This window comes from Streptomyces sp. NPDC030814 (assembly GCF_055572155.1).
In genome coordinates this window covers 54,780-73,494 of the sequence record NZ_JBVIDX010000006.1, presented here as the reverse complement: position 1 = coordinate 73,494, position 18,715 = coordinate 54,780, and the positions used below count along the sequence as shown (strand labels likewise).

The following is an 18,715-nucleotide window of genomic DNA, read 5'->3' as shown; positions in this document are numbered from 1 at the left end:
CCGGACACCGCTACGCGAACGGGCCACGCGTCCCGCAAGGGGACACGCGGCCCGTTCGGTTCAACGGCCTGCAACGCCGGGAGGTCAGTGACCGCCCTGCTCCTTGAAGCGCTTGTACGACTTCTCGACCTCGGCCTCGGCGTCGGCGCGGCCGACCCAGTCGGCGCCCTCGACGGACTTGCCGGGCTCCAGGTCCTTGTAGACCTCGAAGAAGTGCTGGATCTCCAGGCGGTCGAACTCCGAGACGTGGTGGATGTCACGCAGGTGCTCCACGCGCGGGTCGGAGGCCGGGACGCACAGCAGCTTGTCGTCGCCGCCGGCCTCGTCGGTCATCCGGAACATGCCGATGGCGCGGCACTTGATGAGGCAGCCGGGGAAGGTCGGCTCCTCCAGGATGACCAGCGCGTCCAGCGGGTCGCCGTCCTCGCCGAGCGTGTTCTCGACGAAGCCGTAGTCGGCCGGGTAGCTGGTCGAGGTGAAGAGCCGACGGTCCAGGCGGATCCGACCGGTCTCGTGGTCCACCTCGTACTTGTTCCGCGAACCCTTCGGAATCTCGATCGTGACGTCGAACTCCACCGGTGGCTCCTCCATGATCAACACATAGTTCTGGTGGTTAAGTGTCCCTCACGCAGGTGTGTGATCGCGAAAGGGGCTGGTGGTCGTGCCCGAGCCGAAGGTCTGGCGGGCCGCGAGACCGCATGTGGTGCGGGTCGCGCGCGCCGTGAAACCGGGGGTCGTGCGGATGACGCACGCCGTGAAACCCGGTGCCGCGCGCGTCGCACAGGTGGTGAAACCCGGTGTCGTACGCGTCACGAGCGCCGTCGGCGCGCGCTCTTCGCGACTCGCGGGGAGCGCGAAGAACCTCACGAACCTCCAGCTCACCGCAGGTGCTGCCACCCTCGGGCTGGTGCTCTCGGCCGGCGCCGTCTTCGCCGCCGGGCCCTGGGACTCCACCGGCCAGCGTACGGCCGAGCGCGACTGGGCCGCATCGCACGGTCACGAGGGTGGCGCAGATCACGGACGTAGTTCCGGTACGTCGTCCGGGGCGGCCCAGGGGGCGCCCAAGCCCGCGCCGAGCGCCCCCTCCGTCCTGACCGGCCTCGGCGGCGCCTCCGACGCGGACTCCGCACCCGGCGGCGACGCCCTCGCCGCCGTCCTGGACCCGCTCCTCGACGCTCCGGCGCTCGGCCCCCGCCGCGCGGCCGCCGTCGTCGACGTGAAGACCGGCGAGCTGCTGTACGGCAAGGGCGCCGACGGCGCCCTGACGCCCGCCTCCACCACCAAGATCGCCACAGGTGCCGCCGCCCTCTCGGCGGCCGGCCCGGACCACCGCATCGAGACCCGCGTCGCCCTGGAGCCGGGCTCCGACGAGATCGTCCTCGTCGGCGGCGGCGACCCCACCCTGACGGCCCACAAGGACGCCGACGGCTACGCGAGCCTGCGCACCCTCGCCGACCGGACGGCCGCCGCTCTGGCCAGGCGTCACCTGAAGGAGATCACGCTCACCTACGACACCTCCCTCTACGACGGGCCGGAGATCCACACCATCGGCCGCGACGACAACCTCGCCCCCGTCACCGCCCTCATGGTCGACGAGGCACGCCTGAACGACTCCACGAGCGGCACGGCCGCCCGCAGCCCCGACCCGGCGGCGGACGCCACCCGCGCCTTCGCGGACCTCCTCGAGGACCGCGGCGTCGAGGTGACGAAGAGCCCCACCGCGGGACCCGTCACGGCGTCCCGGAAGGCCGAGTCGATCGCCTCCGTCTCCTCGGCGCCCCTGTCCACCCTGGTCGAACGCATGCTCACCCACAGCGACAACGACATCGCCGAGGCCCTGGCCCGCCAGGTCGCCCTCGCCACCGGGGAACCGGCCAGCTTCGAGGGCGGCGGCGCGGCGATCAAGAAGGAGCTGAAGAAGCTCGAACTCCCCCTCGGCGACGTCGCCTTCGCCGACGGCAGCGGTCTGAGCCGAGGCGACCGGCTGACCCCGGCCCTCCTCACCTCGCTCCTCGCCGCCGCAGCGTCTCCCTCCCACCCCGAACTCCGCCCGGTACTCACCGGTCTGCCCGTGGCCGGCTTCACCGGCACCCTCCGCACCCGCTACCCCGCCGACTCCACCGGCACCGGCGTCGTCCGCGCCAAGACCGGCACCCTGACCGGCGTCAACACCCTGGCCGGCACCGTCGTCGACGCCGACGGCCGCCTCCTGACCTTCGCCTTCATGGCCACGGAGACGACCAACCGCGACGCGGCCCAGGCCGCCCTGGACACGGCGGCATCGGCCCTGGCGACCTGCGGCTGCCGCTGACCCCTCCGCGAAGGGCCGCGGACCCCGAGAGGGGCGCGGGGAACCTGGCGGGCAACCCCACGCACCTGTACTCGCCGAACTCGGAGAACCACCCCCGCCCCTCGCGCGGCCTGCCCCAAGCCGCAGCGCTCCCGTACGGTTGACAACATGACGCGCATCGGTGGTGCCGAGATGGTCGACTGGAATCTCGCGGTGGCGACCGCGACCCGGCTCGTACGGCCGGGCCCCGAGGTGAGCCGCGACGAGGCCAGGGCCATCGTCGCCGAGCTGCGCCGACACGCGAAGGCGTCGGAGGAGCACGTCCGCGCGTTCACGCGGATGCTCCCCGACGAGGCCGACGACACACCCGTCCTCGTCGTCGACCGCCCGGGCTGGGTCCGGGCGAACGTCGCCGGGTTCCGGGAACTGCTCAAACCGTTGCTGGAGAAGATGCAGGAACGTCGCAGCGGCACCCCCGGCGGTGCCGTGCTGGGCGCGGTGGGCGGCAAGGTCACCGGCGTGGAACTCGGCATGCTGCTGTCGTTCCTGGCCTCCCGGGTCCTCGGCCAGTACGAGACGTTCGCCCCGGCCAGCCGGGAACTGCCCGCGGGCGAGAACGGCGGCGGCCGGCTGCTGCTGGTCGCCCCGAACATCGTCCACGTCGAGCGCGAACTCGACGTGCAGCCCCACGACTTCCGCCTCTGGGTCTGCCTCCATGAGGAGACCCACCGGACCCAGTTCACGGCCGTCCCCTGGCTGCGCGACCACCTCGAGGGTGAAATCCAGTCTTTCTTGCAGGAGACCGAGGTCGACCCCATGACGGTCCTGGAGCGCATCCGGGAGGCCGCCCAGTCACTCGCCGGGGGTCGTCCCGAAGGGGAGGTCGGCGACGACGGTCACTCGATCGTGGAGTTGGTGCAGACGCCCGCCCAGCGCGAGATCCTCGGCCGCCTCACCGCTGTCATGTCCCTCCTGGAGGGCCACGCCGACTTCGTCATGGACGGCGTGGGCCCCGCGGTAGTCCCCTCCGTCTCCGAGATCCGCGAGAAGTTCCAGCAGCGACGGGCCAAGGGCGCCTCACGACTGGACCTCGCCCTGCGCAAGCTGCTCGGTCTGGATGCCAAACTGAGGCAGTACCGGGACGGTGAACGGTTCGTACGGGCAGTCGTCGAACAGGTCGGCATGGACGGTTTCAACCGCGTGTGGACCTCGCCGAACACCCTGCCGACCAAGGCGGAGATCGCCAAACCGGCGGACTGGGTCGCGCGGGTGCACCGCAAGGCGGAGTCGTGAGCCACGCGTGAGCGTGGTGAACGAATCCGGCCGACGGCAGGCGAACGCCTCTCCAATCACCCGTCCGAGGGACCGTGAGCCATGGGTAGGCGTGCAATGCTCGGGGAACGGCCCGGTTCTGTCACCATCTACACACTCTGAGTGACCGAGCTCGGCCTCACCCCCCGACAATTTCGTGAAGGGAACCGGACATGGGTCCCCACCCCGCGGTCGCGGCGATACGCCTGGCGGTGCGCCGCGTACTCCACGACGTCCTCACCGAACACCACACGAACACCACCCGTCGCACGCCCGCCTGCGCGACCCCGGGCGCGCCACCCCTCACCGGCGCACCACCGGCGTCCGCGCTCCCCACGGCCGTACCCCCCGAGGCCGTGCCCGCCTTCCCGCCGCTCGTGCTCGTCGCCTGTTCCGGCGGCGCCGACTCCATGGCCCTCGCCTCCGCCCTCGCCTTCGAGGCGCCCAGGCTCGGCATCCGCGCCGGCGGCGTCACCGTCGACCACGGACTGCAGCCCGGCTCCGATCTGCGCGCCGAGGAAGTCGTCCTGCGCCTGCGTGAACTCGGCCTCGACCCCGCCGAGTCCGTCACCGTCACCGTCGGCCGCGACGGCGGTCCCGAAGCCGCCGCCCGCGACGCCCGCTACGCCGCCCTGGACGCCGCCCTCGACCGCCATGGCGCCGCCGCCGTCCTCCTCGGCCACACCCGCGACGACCAAGCCGAAACCGTCCTCCTCGGTCTCGCCCGGGGTTCCGGCACCCGCTCCCTGTCCGGCATGGCCGCGGTCTCGGGGGCCGACGGCCGGTACCGCCGCCCCTTCCTCGAACTGGACCGCCAGACCGCCCGCAAGGCCTGCATGGTCCAGTCCCTCCCCGTCTGGGACGATCCTCACAACGCCGATCCCGCCTACACCCGATCCCGGCTCCGCCACGAGGGCCTGCCCGCCCTGGAGAAGGCCCTCGGCAAGGGCGTCGTCGAAGCACTCGCCCGCACGGCCCAGCTCTCCCGCGACGACGCCGACGCCCTCGACGCCTGGGCCCGCCAGGCCGAAGCCTCCGTCCGCGACGCCACGGGCCTGCTGGAGTGCGCCAAGCTCTACGCACTGCCCCCCGCCGTACGCCGCCGCATCCTGCGCCGCGCCGCCATCGAGGCCGGTGCCCCGGCCGGTTCCCTCTTCGCCCGCCACATCGAGGAGATCGACCGGCTCATCACCGGATGGCGCGGCCAGGGAGCCATCAATCTCCCCGGCCGGGTCGTCGCTCAGCGTCAGGGTGGCAGACTGGTGATTCGGCAAGGCTGAAACCGGACGCCGAAGGGGCCCCTCACCGGGCCCCGGGACCCCCAGGGGGAAAGCGTCCGGCGGCGGCCCTGGGACGACCGAAAGTGATGCGGGTGGACGCGAAAGACATGGGTGCCGACCTCAAGCAGGTGCTCATCACCAAGGAAGAGATCGACGCGAAGCTGGCCGAGCTGGCCGCGAAGATCGACGCGGAGTACGCGGGCAAGGACCTGCTCATCGTCGGCGTGCTCAAGGGCGCGGTGATGGTCATGGCGGACCTCGCGCGGGCGCTGTCCACCCCGGTCACCATGGACTGGATGGCCGTGTCCTCCTACGGCGCGGGCACCCAGTCCTCCGGCGTGGTGCGGATCCTCAAGGACCTCGACACCGACATCAAGGGCAAGCACGTCCTGATCGTCGAGGACATCATCGACTCCGGCCTGACCCTGTCCTGGCTGATCTCCAACCTCGGCTCCCGCGAGCCCGCCTCCCTCAAGGTGTGCACCCTGCTGCGCAAGCCCGAGGCCGCCAAGGTCGCCATCGACGTCGAATGGGTCGGCTTCGACATTCCCAACGAGTTCGTCGTCGGCTACGGCCTCGACTACGCCGAGAAGTACCGCAACCTCCCGTTCGTCGGTACGCTCGCGCCCCACGTCTACGGCGGCTGACACACCCCCGTCACGAACGCGGGGCAGTCTTACTGAGACGCTCGGGAACCCCAGCGGGTTTCAAGCCGTTGGAGCATGCGAGGACGGGGTGCCATCGGTCCTACGCGGCTTCGGGTGACAATGCTGGGGTACCGTCCGAAGAACAGTCTTTATCAAACTCACTATGGCAGGAGGGACGGGGCGGCACCGCTCCGTATGGATGGACGTGAAGCGATACTTCCGTGGGCCAGTCATGTGGATCGTGCTGGCCGTCCTTGCCGTGGTCGTGTTGATGCAGGTCGTCGGCTCGTCCGGCGGCTACAAGACGGTGGACACCGGCCAGGTCGTCCAGGCGATCAATGACAACAAGGTCCAAGAGGCCAAGCTGACCACCGGCGAAGAGCAGATCATCAAGATCCAGCTCAAGGACGGCGAGAAGATCGAGGGCGGCTCGAAGATCCAGGCGAGCTACATCGGCGACCAGGGTGTGACCCTCGCCAACACCCTGCAGGACAAGTTCCAGAACAAGCAGATCCCCGACGGCTACACGGTCTCCCCGACCAAGCAGAACGCTTTCGTCGGCATCCTGCTGTCCCTGCTCCCCTTCGTCCTCATCGTCGTCGTCTTCCTGTTCCTGATGAACCAGATGCAGGGCGGCGGCTCCCGAGTGATGAACTTCGGGAAGTCCAAGGCCAAGCTCATCACCAAGGACACGCCGAAGACCACCTTCGCCGACGTCGCCGGCGCGGACGAGGCCGTCGAGGAACTCCACGAGATCAAGGAATTCCTCCAGGAGCCCGCCAAGTTCCAGGCCGTCGGCGCCAAGATCCCCAAGGGCGTCCTGCTCTACGGCCCGCCCGGTACCGGTAAGACGCTCCTCGCGCGCGCCGTCGCCGGTGAGGCCGGAGTCCCCTTCTACTCGATCTCCGGTTCCGACTTCGTCGAGATGTTCGTCGGTGTCGGCGCCTCCCGGGTCCGCGACCTCTTCGAGCAGGCCAAGGCGAACGCCCCCGCGATCGTCTTCGTCGACGAGATCGACGCGGTCGGCCGCCACCGCGGCGCCGGCCTCGGTGGCGGACACGACGAGCGCGAGCAGACCCTGAACCAGCTCCTCGTCGAGATGGACGGCTTCGACGTCAAGGGCGGCGTGATCCTCATCGCCGCGACGAACCGCCCCGACATCCTCGACCCGGCGCTGCTGCGCCCCGGCCGCTTCGACCGGCAGATCGCCGTCGACCGCCCGGACATGCAGGGCCGCCTGGAGATCCTCAAGGTCCACCAGAAGGGCAAGCCGGTCGCGCCCGACGTCGACCTGTCCGCCGTCGCCCGCCGCACCCCCGGCATGACGGGTGCCGATCTCTCCAACGTCCTGAACGAGGCCGCCCTGCTGACGGCCCGCAGCGACAAGAAGCTGATCGACAACCAGATGCTGGACGAGGCGATCGACCGAGTGGTCGCGGGCCCGCAGAAGCGGACCCGGATCATGTCGGACAAGGAGAAGAAGATCACCGCGTACCACGAGGGCGGCCACGCCCTGGTCGCGGCGGCCTCGCCGAACTCCGACCCGGTCCACAAGATCACGATCCTGTCCCGGGGCCGTGCCCTCGGCTACACGATGGTCCTGCCGGACGAGGACAAGTACTCGACCACCCGCAACGAGATGCTCGACCAGCTCGGGTACATGCTGGGCGGCCGTGCCGCCGAGGAACTGGTCTTCCACGACCCGACCACCGGCGCCGCGAACGACATCGAGAAGGCCACCAACCTGGCCCGCGCGATGGTCACCCAGTACGGCATGACCGAGCGTCTCGGCGCCATCAAGTTCGGCGGCGACAACACCGAGCCGTTCCTCGGCCGTGAGATGGCTCACCAGCGCGACTACTCGGAAGAGGTCGCCGCGCTCGTGGACGAAGAGGTCAAGAAGCTCATCGAGAACGCGCACAACGAGGCCTGGGAGATCCTGGTCGAGAACCGCGACGTCCTCGACAACCTGGTGCTCCAGCTGCTGGAGAAGGAGACGCTGGGCAAGGAGGAGATCGCCGAGATCTTCGCCCCCATCGTCAAGCGCCCGCCCCGGCCCGCCTGGACCGGCTCCTCCCGCCGCACCCCCTCCACCCGTCCGCCGGTGCTCTCCCCGAAGGAGCTCGCACTGACGAACGGCGCCAACGGCGCGACGCCGGCGATCACCGCCAAGTCCACCGTCGAGGCGACCCCGGAGGAGCGTCCGGAGAGCTGACGCCCAGCCGATGGGATCCGGCCACCGGAAGCCACCGCTCCCGGCCGCGGCCGCCTCACCAGGCCCGGAATGAATGCCGCGCCCCCCAGGTTTTAGCCTGGGGGGCGCGGCATTGCCATATGGCCGTAAACAGACGCGTCAGCCGCACGCGTCACAGGCTGCAGGAGCGAGGCACCACATGACCGACCCCGTGACGCTGGACGGCGAGGGCACCATCGGCGAGTTCGACGAGAAGCGCGCCGAGAACGCCGTACGAGAGCTGCTGATCGCGGTCGGGGAGGACCCGGACCGGGAGGGGCTCAGAGATACGCCTGCGCGGGTGGCGCGGGCGTACAAGGAGCTCCTGGCGGGACTCAGGCAGACGCCCGAGGATGTTCTGACGACGACGTTCGACCTGGGGCACGACGAGATGATCCTGGTGAAGGACATCGAAATCGTGAGCCTGTGTGAACATCACCTGCTGCCGTTCCACGGCGTGGCGCACATCGGGTACATCCCGGCCGAGACGGGGAAGATCACCGGGCTGTCGAAGCTGGCGCGGCTCGTCGAGGTGTTCGCTCGTCGACCGCAGGTGCAGGAACGACTCACCACGCAGATCGCCGACTCACTCGTGCGCATTCTTGAGGCGCGCGGCGCCATCGTGGTCATCGAGGCGGAGCACATGTGCATGTCGGTGCGCGGCATCCGCAAGCCGGGTGCCAAGACCACGACGTCGGCGGTGCGTGGGCAGCTCCGGGACGCCACGACCCGTGCGGAGGCGATGAGCCTGATACTGGCGCGCTGACCCGCCGGACCGTCGGTCGGCTACGCGGCCCGCGCCGCGCCCCCGTTGGTGTCGTCGTCCTCCGGGAGCTTGCACACCCGCTCCAGGAAGAAGGCGGCCGCTATGACGCCGATGCCCGCGAGGACGGAGAAGCCGGCGTAGATGGCCTGGTCACGGCGGGCCGGGATCTCCAGGGACTCCAGGAGGAAGACCCCCACACCGCCGTACATGCCGCAGACGAGGGCGGCGACGAGAGCGCTGGCCTGGCCGAAGACGACGGCGCGGGCGGCCATCAGGGGGTCGACCCCCTTGGCGTCCGGCTGCCGCTCCCGCTGGGCCTTGAGGCGGCTGCGGATGGAGAGCGCCGTGGCGGTGAGGACGGCGGCGATCAGGGCGAGGACGATGGGCGCGGCCAGCGGGACGCTGGGCAGGGTGCCCACCGAGTTCCACAGCCGGGCCCCGGCCCAGGACAGCACCCCCGCCACGACGAACACCGTGGCCAGCGTCCTGATGCGCAGCTCTTTCACGATGCCCTTTCGACGAGTCTGGTGGTCCACGGACACCGGGATCCGCGGGCGTCGGACGGCCGGTCCGAGCCCCGGTCCCGGCGGCGTCGGGTGAGGATCCCGACCTGGTAGACCTTAACGACTACGCGGGCAGGTGGAGTTCCAGGTCGGCGCGGGGCGACACGCCTTCGCGGGTGAGACCGTCGAGGAGCTGGGCCACCGTGCCGTGGCCGGCGAGCAGTGCTTGGGGCTCCACGTCGTGCCAGGGCGCGAGGACGAAGGCCCGCTCATGGGCGCGCGGGTGGGGCAGGGTCAGTGCGGGGTCGTCGGAGACCACGTCGGCGTAGGCGACGATGTCCACGTCGAGTGTGCGCGGTCCCCACCGCTCGTCGCGGACCCGGTGGAAGGCCTCCTCGACGGCCTGGGCGCGCTCCAGGAGGGACGACGGGGGCAGGGTGGTCTTCAGGACGACGACCGCGTTGAAGTACGCGGGCTGGCTGCCGGGCGCGACGCCCCAGGGCTCCGTCTCGTACACCGGGGACACGGCCTTGATACGGACGCCGGGTGTGTCCTCCAGCGCGTCGATGGCGCCCTGGAGGTTCTCCAGGCGGTTGCCCAGGTTGGAGCCGAGGGAGATCACGGCGCGGCGGGGGTTCTGGAGGGTCGTGTCGGCATCGTCCACCTTCTGCACCACGGCGGCGGGCACCGGCTGTACGGTCGGGTCGCTCTGACCCCGGGTGAAGAACGCGGTCATACTCGGCTCCGGGTGATGGTGACGGTCACGTCGTCGAAGGGGACGGTGATCGGGGCGTTCGGTTTGTGGACGCTCACCTCGACCTCCTGGACCCCCTCGTGCCCGAGGCACGCCCGGGCGATGCGCTCGGCGAGGGTCTCGATGAGGTTCACGGGCTCGCCCTCGACGATGCCCACGACCTCCTCCGCCACGATCCCGTAGTGCACGGTCTTCGCCAGGTCGTCGGCGGCTGCGGCCGGCCGGGTGTCCAGGCCCAGCGTGAGGTCCACGACGAAGGTCTGGCCCTCCTCGCGTTCGTGCGGGAACACCCCGTGGTACCCGCGGGCCTTCAGGCCGCGCAGCGCGACACGATCCACGCGAATCACTCCTGCAATCGTCGGTATCGGCCGGTGCCTTCCGGGTGTGATCGGCACACCGGCCACCTCGAATCTACCTGCGGGCACGGACAGCGCCTGCCCCGGGAAGGCGGCGCCCACTCCACGTGGGGAAGGGTTCACCGGGCGTTTCCCGCAGGGAACACCATGGCCCACGGTCAGGGCGCCGCCCATACCCGCACGGCAGTGTTCCCCGTCACGTCACGGCCGGTCCGGCAGCGCCCCCCTCTCAGGAGGGTGACTCCTCGCTGTCGTCGTCGGAGGATTCGGTGAGGACGGGAGAGGCGTGGTGCGACCAGATCCGCCAGCCGTCCGCCGTACGGCGGAACACGTTCGTGGCGACGACCAGCTGTCCGACGAGCGGCCCCAGCTCGTCGCTGCCGTCCGGCGCCGGGGCGCCGCTGAGGATGTTCTCGGTGCAGGTGACCAGCGCGGTGTCCCCGGTGACCGAGACATGGACGTCGGTGAGGAAGAACTGGATGTACTCGGTGTTCGCCATGATCAGCGCGTACGACCGCAGCACCTCGCCGCGGCCGGTGAGCACCGGCCAGCCGGGGTGCACGCAGGAGATCACGCCGGTCTCGGCGGGGTCGTGGTACTCCTCGTCCACGCCCAGGTCGGCGGGGTCCAGCCAGAGCGAGGAGAGCGTCTCGAAGTCGCCCTGCTCCATCGCCTCGTAGAAGGCCGTGTTGGCGAGTTCCACCTGCTCGACGTCCGTGTGGGCCGAACTCACCGCTCCCGGGCTCCTTCGATCGCGCGGGCGACGCGGACGGCGTCGGCGGTGGCGCGCACCTCGTGCACGCGGACGGCCCAGGCGCCCTGCTGGGCGGCGATGGCCGAGACGGCGGCGGTGGCGGCGTCGCGTTCGCGCGCGGGCGGCGGGGAGCCCTCGGGGCCGGCCAGCACGCGCCCGAGGAACCTCTTGCGGGAGGCGGCGACGAGCAGGGGATGGCCGATCCCGTGCAGCCGGTCGAGGTGGGCGAGGAGGGCGAGATCGTGCTCGGCGTCCTTGGAGAAGCCGAGCCCGGGGTCGACGATGACGCGGTCGGGGGCGACACCGCCCTCCAGCACCGCCTCCACGCGCGCGTGCAGTTCGTTCACCACCTCGGCGACGACGTCGTCGTACACGCCCCTGACGTTGCCGCCCTCCAGGAAGCCGCGCCAGTGCATGACCACGAAGGGGGCGCCGGCGTCGGCGACGACCGGGATCATCGCGGGGTCGGCGAGACCGCCGCTGACGTCGTTGACGAGGGCCGCACCGGCCGCGAGCGCCTGCTCGGCGACGGAGGCGCGCACGGTGTCCACGGAGACGGTGACGCCTTCGGAGGCCAGGCCCCGTACGACGGGGACGACCCGCCGCAGTTCCTCCGCCTCGTCGACGCGGGTGGCGCCGGGTCGGGTGGACTCACCGCCCACGTCGACCAGGTCGGCGCCCTCCGCGACCAGTTCGAGGCCGTGCTTGACGGCCGCCGTGGTGTCGAACCAGCGGCCGCCGTCGGAGAAGGAGTCCGGGGTGACGTTCACCACGCCCATGACCGCGCAGCGGTCCCACAGGGGCATACCAGCCACTCGGCCGCGCCGGTTCAGCTCGCTCATGCGACAAGCGTAGGCCCCCTGGGGCGCGGCCGGTGCTCCGCCGCCCGCGGGCGGCGGCGGGGCGGTCGAGGGAGCCTCCGGGCCATCGGGCGGGGGCGATTGTGGACCTGAGCGAGAGCCCCTGGGCACGGGTGGTGGGGCTCTCGCTCAGGCTGTTCGGGGTGGGTCAGGCCGCCTGGGCGGTTCGCTCGCTCAGGTCGTGGTCCCGTCCCGCGTGGGCGCAAGGGGCCGGGGGCCTGGGCCGGCGGCGCAGGACGCGGGGGAGGGCCAGGTTGACGAAGCCTTCGGCCTGCATGGCGGCGAGGCCGATGCGGGGGAGGTCGCGGGAGGCGGCGTAGACGACGAAGCGGGGTTCCCAGCGGGGGCGGAACTTGGCGTTGAACTTGTACAGCGACTCGATCTGGAACCAGCGGGAGAGGAAGACGAGCAGGCCGCGCCAGGCACGCAGGACGGGGCCGGCGCCGATCTTCTCGCCGCGGGCGAGGGCCGAACGGAACATCGCGAAGTTCAGGGAGACGCGCTGGACGCCCAGGCGCGGGGCGGCCTGGAGGGCCGCGACGATGAGGAGTTCGTTCATGCCGGGGTCGGCGGAGCGGTCACGGCGCATCAGGTCCAGTGAGGCGCCGTCGGGGCCCCAGGGCACGAAGTGGAGGACGGCCTTCAGGTCGCCGTAGGGGCCCGGGGTCTCGTCGGCCTTGTGGGCGGTGGCGATCAGGCAGTCGCCGTCGTCCGGGTCGCCGATGCGGCCGAGGGCCATGGAGAAGCCGCGTTCGGTGTCGGTGCCCCGCCAGTCCTCGGCGGCGCGGCGGATCCGGTCCAGCTCGGCCTCACCGAGGTCACGGACGCGCCGTACCCGGGTTTCGTAACCGAGGCGCTCGATGCGCTTCACCATTTGACGCACGTTGCGCATCGCGCGTCCGGCGAGCGAGAAATCCGCGACGTCCACCACCGCCTCGTCGCCCAGTTCGAGGGCGTCGAGTCCGGTCTCCCGGGTCCAGACCTCGGCGCCGGTCTCGGAGCAGCCCATGACGGCGGGGGTCCAGGAGTGGGCCTTGGCCTCGTCCATGAAGCGTTCGATGGCGCCGGGCCAGGCCTCGACGTCGCCGATCGGGTCGCCGCTGGCGAGCATCACACCGGAGACCACGCGGTAGGTGACCGCCGCCTTGCCGCTCGGCGAGAACACGACCGCCTTGTCGCGGCGCAGGGCGAAGTGGCCGAGGGAGTCACGGCCGCCGTGCCTGGCCAGCAGGGCGCGCAGTCGGGCCTCGTCGTCGGAGGTGAGGCGGGCCGCCGGGTGCTCGGGGCGGAAGGCGAGGTAGATGGTGGTGATGGCGGTCAGCAGGCCGAGGGCGCCGAGGGAGAAGGCGACCGTCCAGGACGTGTTGCCGGCGTAGGCGACCGGACCCTCGAAGCCGAAGAGGCCGTAGATGACGTGTTCGAGGCGGTCGGCCAGGCTCGGATTGCCCACCATGCGCCCCGGGTGGGCGCTGACGACCATCAGGCCGAGGAGGATGGAACCGGTGCCCATCAGCATGAAGTTGGCGAGGGCCCGCCAGCGGCTGGTGGGGTCGGGCAGGGCGCGGAACTCGTCGCGGTGGCGCAGCAGCGGGACGAGCAGCGCCAGGGAGACGAGGGCGCCGACGATCGAGTGGCGGTAGGTGAACTGCGCGATCGCGCCGGCCGGGAGGAGCACGACGGCCGCGCGCCAGGCCCGCCGTTTGCGCCGCCTCAACCCGTGGGCGAGCAGCAGGAGGAGGACCCCCGCGCTCAGCGACAGCGCCGCGGCGAACGGGCCGAGGGCGCCCGGCAGTACCTCGGCCAGCGCGTGCATACGGCTGTGCCGGAAGCGGGGGAACACGCCGGCGGCGATGTCCACGAGTCCGACGAGCGTGCAGGCCCGGGCGACCAGAGCGGGCACCGCCTCGGGGCGCGGCCCGCGCAGCAGACCGCGTACGCGCCGAGCGGCGCTCAGTGGGAGTCGGTCCGAACGGACCGGAACCCCACCCGACATTTCCCCATCTGTCCTGACAGACATCGCATCCCGTAGTTCCGCGAGAGAGCTGGATCCGGTGCCTTTTCCGGCATCCGGCGACATTGCGCCCTCTAGGACGGTGGCTTGGCCATGGAGGTTCACTCTCCATCGGAAAGCTGAACCAAAGGGCAGGGAAAAACGGGGAAAGAAAGAACGGCGGGGGACAACCCGATGGGTCTAACGAGCAACAAGGTGCTGGTGCTGGCGGTGCTGTCCGCCGTGCTGCTGTTCGTCGGCACGGTGTGGCTGTGGCCGAGGCTGGCACGGCGGGGCTGGCGGGCCGTGTGCGGACGGATCGGGGTGCTGCTGGCCACGCAGGTCGCCGTCTTCGCGGCGATCGGGCTCGCCGCGAACCAGGCCTTCGGGTTCTACGCCAGCTGGGCCGACCTCTTCGGCCGGGAGACCGCTCCGGGTGTGGTCGTCGACCACGACGACGCCGAGACCGGGGGCCCGTTGCGTGTCCTCGGCACCCGGAAGGTGAACGTGACGGGCGGCGGGCAGCGCGAGGTCGGCGGCCAGATCCAGAAGGTCGAGATCGTCGGCCGTACCTCACGGATCGCCAGCCCGGCGTACGTCTATCTGCCGCCGGAGTACTTCCAGCCCCGGTACCGCACCCGCAGCTTCCCGGCCGCCGTGGTCCTCACCGGCTACCCGGGCACCGCCGAGGCGCTCATCAAGGGACTGCACTTCCCGCAGACGGCCCACGCGCTGGCCCGCGACGGCGAGGCGCAGCCGATGATCCTGGTCATGCTGCGGCCGACGGTGGCGCCGCCGCGGGACACCGAGTGCGTGGACGTCCCGGGCGGGCCGCAGACCGAGACATTCTTCGCCGAGGACCTGCCGGACGCCGTGGGGCACCATTACCGGGTCGGTGAGAAGCCCGGAAGCTGGGGTGTCGTCGGAGACTCCACCGGCGGGTACTGCGCGCTGAAGCTCGCCGTCCACCACCCCGGTACGTATGCGGCGGGGGCCGGTCTCTCGCCGTACTACAAGGCGCCCCTCGACACGACGACCGGTGATCTCTTCCAGGGGAACAGGACGCTTCAGAACGAGGCCGATCTGTTCTGGTACCTGAAGCACCGGCCGGCGCCCGACACCTCTCTCCTCGTCACCAGCAGCAAGCAGGGAGAGGCCAACTACAAGGCCACGCTGGACTTCATCGCGTTGGCGAAGGAGAAGCGACCGACGCGGATCTCGTCGATCATCCTCGACAGCGGCGGGCACAACTTCAACACCTGGCGCCGGGAGATTCCGGCGACCCTGCAGTGGATCAGCGGACGGCTCAGCGACCGGTGAGGGGCGGGTTCCGAGCCGGCCGGCAATTCCGTGGAAATTGCGCGGGGGCGAAAGAGCGGGATGTGGCCAACGCTTATCTGGAATGACGGGAGTTGATCGAGTAGAGGAGCCGCCGGTGAGCGCAATGGTGCCCTGGTGGTGAGGGAGCTTGTGAAGGCTTGTGAGAGGTGAGAGGGGCGGCTGAGTTTTTGCGGCCCGGGGCACCATGATTCGCCTACGCGCGGTAAGTTTCTGGCCATGCCACGTGGACGTCACCGCCATTCACCGCCTCTGCACAGGCTGCTGCCCCCCACGGCGATCGCAGGCGTCTCGCTCGTCTGCGCCCTCGGGCCCTGGGTGTTCTCCGAGCCGGCGGTGCTCCGGGTCACCGCCGCCGTCGCCGCGGCCACCGCGGCCGTGGGCGCGGCGGTCATGCGCCGCTGGGACGTCGAGGCGGGCAAGCGCGTCGCCGACCTCACGCGCGCGCGGGCGAGCGACGAGTGGCGCCACGAGGAGCGGGTCGCGGAACTGGAGACGGACCTCGAGGAGTCCCGCGAGCTGCGCACCAAGCTGGAGCACAAGCTCCGCGCCAAGCGGGCGGAGTTGGCGAACCTCCGCAACGAACACGCCGCGCTGCTGCGCCGGTACGCCACGGCCGAGACGGAGCGGGCCAGCGCCCTGGAGGGCCGCCGTCTGCTGGAGATCGAGACGACGGTTCCGGAGGGGGCGCGGGAGCTGACGGCCGGTGGCGAGGGTACGGCGGAGACGGCCGGCACCTCCGGTGCGACCGGTCAGGCCGGTACGGCGGATGTGGCTCGCGGCCGTACCGCCGCCCAGGCCTCGCCCGTGCCGCCGCAGGGGGTTCCCGCGGCGGGGGCGCCTTGGGGCGCGCGCGGTGCCGCGGGGGCGGCCGGTGCCGGTGCGGACGGGGACGACGACTTCGATGACGCCGATGACGCCGAGGATGTGCCGGGCGAGGGCGGGAAGCCCGCGTCTGGGGTGTTCTCCCCGGCCGGTTCCTCGCTGTGGCTGCGGGCGAACTCGGCGCTGGAGCGGATCATCACCCAGCGCACGTCGACGAAGGACACGGGGCGTGTCCCGGCCGAGGGGGAGAGCGGGGCCGGGGCGGAGACCGGGTCCATGACCGGTGGGGACACCGTGACGGATGCTGTGGCGGAGGCCGTTGCCGAGGCGGAGGCCGGCGGCGAAGGCGCGGGCGAGACCCAGGTCACGGCGGAGGTGGCGAGCGGCGCCGATGTGAAGAGCGGCGTGGAGGTCGTCGCCGAGGCGGAGGCCGGCGGCGAGGGCCTGGCGGAGGCCGAGGGTCGGCGTGAGGGCGAGGAGCAGGGCCGGGCGGAGGCTGCCGTCGAGGCCGGTCAGCCGGGCGAGTCGGGCGATGCGCCCCAGACCGCCGACGCGTCGGAGTCCGTAGACGTGGCTGTGGACGAGCCCGCCAAAGGGCTTCCGGTGAAGGATGGTTCCGGCAAGGGCGGTTCGCCGGAGGACGACCCGGACGGGCCGAACGGCGGTGGTACCCGGCAGGGACGTTCCGCCGAGACCGACGCGGAGGCGGAGCGGGTTCCGGTCGTGACCTCCGAGGAGGACGACCCGGCGGGGGAAACGGGGGCGGTCGACGGGCATGAGCACGCGGCCGCCGAGCCCGTACCTGCGCCCCCTGTTCCGGCCGCGCCCGTACCCACGCAATCCGAAGTCCCGCCGGAGCTCCCGCTGCCCGCGCTGCCGGTGGTCAGGCCGGCCGGTCACTTCACCGTGCCGACCGCCGTGGCCGTCGTCCCGGCGGCGCCGCAGCGGCGCGCGGCCGTCGAGGGCGGGTTCGACTTCTTCGGCACGCAGAAGGAGGCGGACGTGTTCGAGGCCGTGCAGAACGAGGACCTCGCCGACGTGGTCGGCCAGGAGGCGCTCGCGCTGCACAAGGCCGAGTCCGAGGCGCGGTTCAAGCGCATGGACGAGGCGACCCGCGGGGTCGGCCAGGTCATCGACCTCACGGCTCACGACGAGACGGAACAGATCGACCTCCAGGGGCTGCGGACGGCGGCGTCCTGATCCCGCCCCACCTCACCCGCCCAGCACGCGCGAGGCCGCGCAACCGCGCCGGCCTGGCGCTCCGGACCGGTGCCCGGCGCGGGGCCCTCACGCCATCCACCTGTCCGGCCGTGCCTCCCTGCGTCCCGTCCGGGACCGTTCCGCCTGGGCGTGCAGGAGTGCCGTCGCGTCGGTGGCGTCGCGCAGGCGGGCGGTCACCGTCTTGTTCGCGCCGGTGTCGACATGGACGTCGGCGACGCGCTTGAACCGCTCCCAGGGCCCCTGCGTCAGCCGTACGCTCTGGACCTTGGCGTGCGGGACCAGAGCCAACTGCCGCTTGAGCAGACCCTGCCGTGCGGCGAACACCGTGTCGGTGACGGCGAGCCCGTACCCCTTCCACCACAGCGGCACGCACCACCGCGCCCGCGCCGGCGGCCGTACGAGCGTTTCCGTGTCCGGCACGTGCACCCCCGGCAGCACCCGGGCGATCACCGACTCGGCGACCTCGCGCGGCGCGACCGGTATGAGCACGGAGTTCGAGGAGCCCGCGACGTCCAGTTCGACCCGCACCCAGTCACGCCGCCGCCAGAGCAGCGGCTCGACGACACGTACGGTCTGCACGCGGCCGGGCGGCACCGTCTCGTGGGCGCGGTCGAGGAGCCCGTGGTCGATGCGGAGGCCGTCCGGGGACTCGCCCACCGTCCAGTCGTACTCGCCGACGAACCGGCCCACGCTGCTCGCCCCGGCCGCGCCGAGCAGCGGCAGCGCGGTCGCGAGGACCGTCCACAGGCTCTCCGTGGCGAACCACAGCACCGGGGGCACCACGACCGCCGCCACCAAGGTCCCCCACGTGGCGCCGGTCAGCACCAGGGAAACGGCCAGGACGCGTGGCGGGACCTTCAGCAGCTGCCGTACGGGAGCCTCGCCCACCTCCTGCGCGGTGTCGGGGGCGAAACCGGCGGCACGGGCGAGGAGCTCGGCCCGCAGCGCGCGGGCGGTGCTTTCGCCGAGGTAGGCCAGCTCGTCCTTCTTGTCGGTGCCCACGACGTCGAGTCTGAGTTTCGCGACGCCCGCGATACGGGCCAGCAGGGGCCGGGTGACATCGACGGCCTGGATGCGTTCGAGGCGGATGTGCGCGGTACGGCGGAACAGCAGGCCGGTCCGGATGCGCAGCTCGCTCTCGGTCACCGCGAAGTGGGTGAACCACCAGGTCAGAAAGCCGTACAGGGCGGCGGCCGGCACCAGCACGGCCAGCCCGACCAGGAGGGTGGACGGGTCCAGCCGGGTGAGCTGGCGCTGCGCCCCGTCGGGATCGTGCACCGCCCAGCCGATGACCACCGCCACCGGTGCCCAGGCCCGCCGCAACGGCGTCACCGGATGCAGCCGATGCTCCACGACGGCTCGCTGTTCGGCGGGGTCTCCGGGGTCTGCGCCGCCCGACCGTCCGTCGATGGCCCCCGGCCCGCCAAGCGTCTCCTGATCCACACCGGCCTGCCCTTCGTCGGCGGCTCGTGGATCTCCGGCTGTCTGCTGTTCGTCGGCGGCTCGTGGATCTCCGGCTGTCTGCTGTTCGTCGGCGGCTCGTGGATCTCCGGCTGTCTGCTGTTCGTCGGCGGCTCGTGGATCTCC

General features: G+C 71.5%; 17 protein-coding genes. 9 read left to right on the top strand and 8 right to left on the bottom strand.

Going from position 1 to position 18,715, the window contains the following annotated elements:
* Positions 1-84 precede the first annotated feature (84 nt).
* Entirely contained in the window at positions 85-576 is a 492-nt protein-coding gene (locus ACZ43N_RS15135; RefSeq protein ID WP_468098156.1) for an inorganic diphosphatase, read from the bottom strand.
* A gap of 79 nt (positions 577-655) precedes the next feature.
* Here ACZ43N_RS15135 and dacB point away from each other — a divergent pair, with 79 nt between their 5' ends.
* From dacB to folE, 6 genes are all read left to right on the top strand, one after another.
* A complete protein-coding gene (dacB, locus tag ACZ43N_RS15130) occupies positions 656-2,311 on the top strand; it encodes a D-alanyl-D-alanine carboxypeptidase/D-alanyl-D-alanine endopeptidase (protein ID WP_468097784.1) in 1,656 nt (551 codons plus the stop codon).
* A 147-nt stretch (positions 2,312-2,458) separates the two neighbouring features.
* The gene (locus tag ACZ43N_RS15125) at positions 2,459-3,583 is read left to right on the top strand and encodes a zinc-dependent metalloprotease (RefSeq protein WP_468097782.1); all 1,125 of its coding nucleotides are present in this window, start codon (positions 2,459-2,461) and stop codon (positions 3,581-3,583) included.
* 191 nt (positions 3,584-3,774) lie between these two features.
* Entirely contained in the window at positions 3,775-4,881 is a 1,107-nt protein-coding gene (gene tilS / locus ACZ43N_RS15120) for a tRNA lysidine(34) synthetase TilS (protein ID WP_468097781.1), read from the top strand.
* Positions 4,882-4,967: 86 nt separating this feature from the next.
* Complete coding sequence (gene hpt / locus ACZ43N_RS15115) at positions 4,968-5,528, top strand: hypoxanthine phosphoribosyltransferase (RefSeq protein ID WP_055523757.1); 561 nt, start codon at positions 4,968-4,970, stop codon at positions 5,526-5,528.
* Positions 5,529-5,727: 199 nt separating this feature from the next.
* Entirely contained in the window at positions 5,728-7,743 is a 2,016-nt protein-coding gene (gene ftsH, locus ACZ43N_RS15110; protein WP_468097780.1) for an ATP-dependent zinc metalloprotease FtsH, read from the top strand.
* Between the two features lie 178 nt (positions 7,744-7,921).
* Positions 7,922-8,527, top strand: coding sequence for a GTP cyclohydrolase I FolE (gene folE, locus ACZ43N_RS15105; RefSeq protein ID WP_468097778.1), 606 nt, complete (start codon positions 7,922-7,924; stop codon positions 8,525-8,527).
* Between the two features lie 20 nt (positions 8,528-8,547).
* On the opposite strand, the gene ACZ43N_RS15100 is transcribed toward folE, so the two are convergent.
* The 6 genes from ACZ43N_RS15100 to ACZ43N_RS15075 all read right to left on the bottom strand — a co-directional run bounded on the left by ACZ43N_RS15100 (position 8,548) and on the right by ACZ43N_RS15075 (position 13,747).
* Entirely contained in the window at positions 8,548-9,033 is a 486-nt protein-coding gene (locus tag ACZ43N_RS15100; protein WP_468098154.1) for a DUF3180 domain-containing protein, read from the bottom strand.
* A 121-nt stretch (positions 9,034-9,154) separates the two neighbouring features.
* A complete protein-coding gene (folK, locus tag ACZ43N_RS15095) occupies positions 9,155-9,766 on the bottom strand; it encodes a 2-amino-4-hydroxy-6-hydroxymethyldihydropteridine diphosphokinase (RefSeq protein WP_468097777.1) in 612 nt (203 codons plus the stop codon).
* Positions 9,763-10,122 (bottom strand): dihydroneopterin aldolase, encoded by a 360-nt coding sequence (gene folB / locus ACZ43N_RS15090; RefSeq protein ID WP_468097775.1) that lies wholly within the window; start codon positions 10,120-10,122, stop codon positions 9,763-9,765. Before folB ends, folK begins: the two co-directional genes overlap by 4 nt.
* Positions 10,123-10,369: 247 nt before the next feature.
* Positions 10,370-10,873, bottom strand: a complete 504-nt coding sequence (locus tag ACZ43N_RS15085; RefSeq protein ID WP_468097774.1) for a nuclear transport factor 2 family protein — start codon at positions 10,871-10,873, stop codon at positions 10,370-10,372.
* On the bottom strand, positions 10,870-11,736 hold the full coding sequence (gene folP / locus ACZ43N_RS15080) for a dihydropteroate synthase (protein ID WP_468097772.1): 867 nt from the start codon (positions 11,734-11,736) through the stop codon (positions 10,870-10,872). Before folP ends, ACZ43N_RS15085 begins: the two co-directional genes overlap by 4 nt.
* 166 nt (positions 11,737-11,902) lie before the next feature.
* A complete protein-coding gene (locus ACZ43N_RS15075) occupies positions 11,903-13,747 on the bottom strand; it encodes a phosphatidylglycerol lysyltransferase domain-containing protein (RefSeq protein WP_468097771.1) in 1,845 nt (614 codons plus the stop codon).
* A 192-nt stretch (positions 13,748-13,939) separates the two neighbouring features.
* Between ACZ43N_RS15075 and ACZ43N_RS15070 the strand changes: the two genes are divergently transcribed.
* Both ACZ43N_RS15070 and ACZ43N_RS15065 read left to right on the top strand, forming a co-directional pair.
* A complete protein-coding gene (locus ACZ43N_RS15070; RefSeq protein WP_468097770.1) occupies positions 13,940-15,064 on the top strand; it encodes an alpha/beta hydrolase in 1,125 nt (374 codons plus the stop codon).
* Between the two features lie 237 nt (positions 15,065-15,301).
* Positions 15,302-17,107, top strand: coding sequence for a hypothetical protein (locus tag ACZ43N_RS15065; RefSeq protein WP_468097769.1), 1,806 nt, complete (start codon positions 15,302-15,304; stop codon positions 17,105-17,107).
* 87 nt (positions 17,108-17,194) lie between these two features.
* Here the strand turns inward: ACZ43N_RS15065 and ACZ43N_RS15060 are convergent, their stop codons facing one another.
* Entirely contained in the window at positions 17,195-18,538 is a 1,344-nt protein-coding gene (locus ACZ43N_RS15060) for a PH domain-containing protein (RefSeq protein ID WP_468098152.1), read from the bottom strand.
* Between ACZ43N_RS15060 and ACZ43N_RS15055 the strand changes: the two genes are divergently transcribed.
* The coding region (locus tag ACZ43N_RS15055) for a hypothetical protein (protein WP_468098182.1) at positions 18,473-18,715 on the top strand (243 nt) is incomplete at its 3' end. The genes ACZ43N_RS15060 and ACZ43N_RS15055 overlap by 66 nt on opposite strands.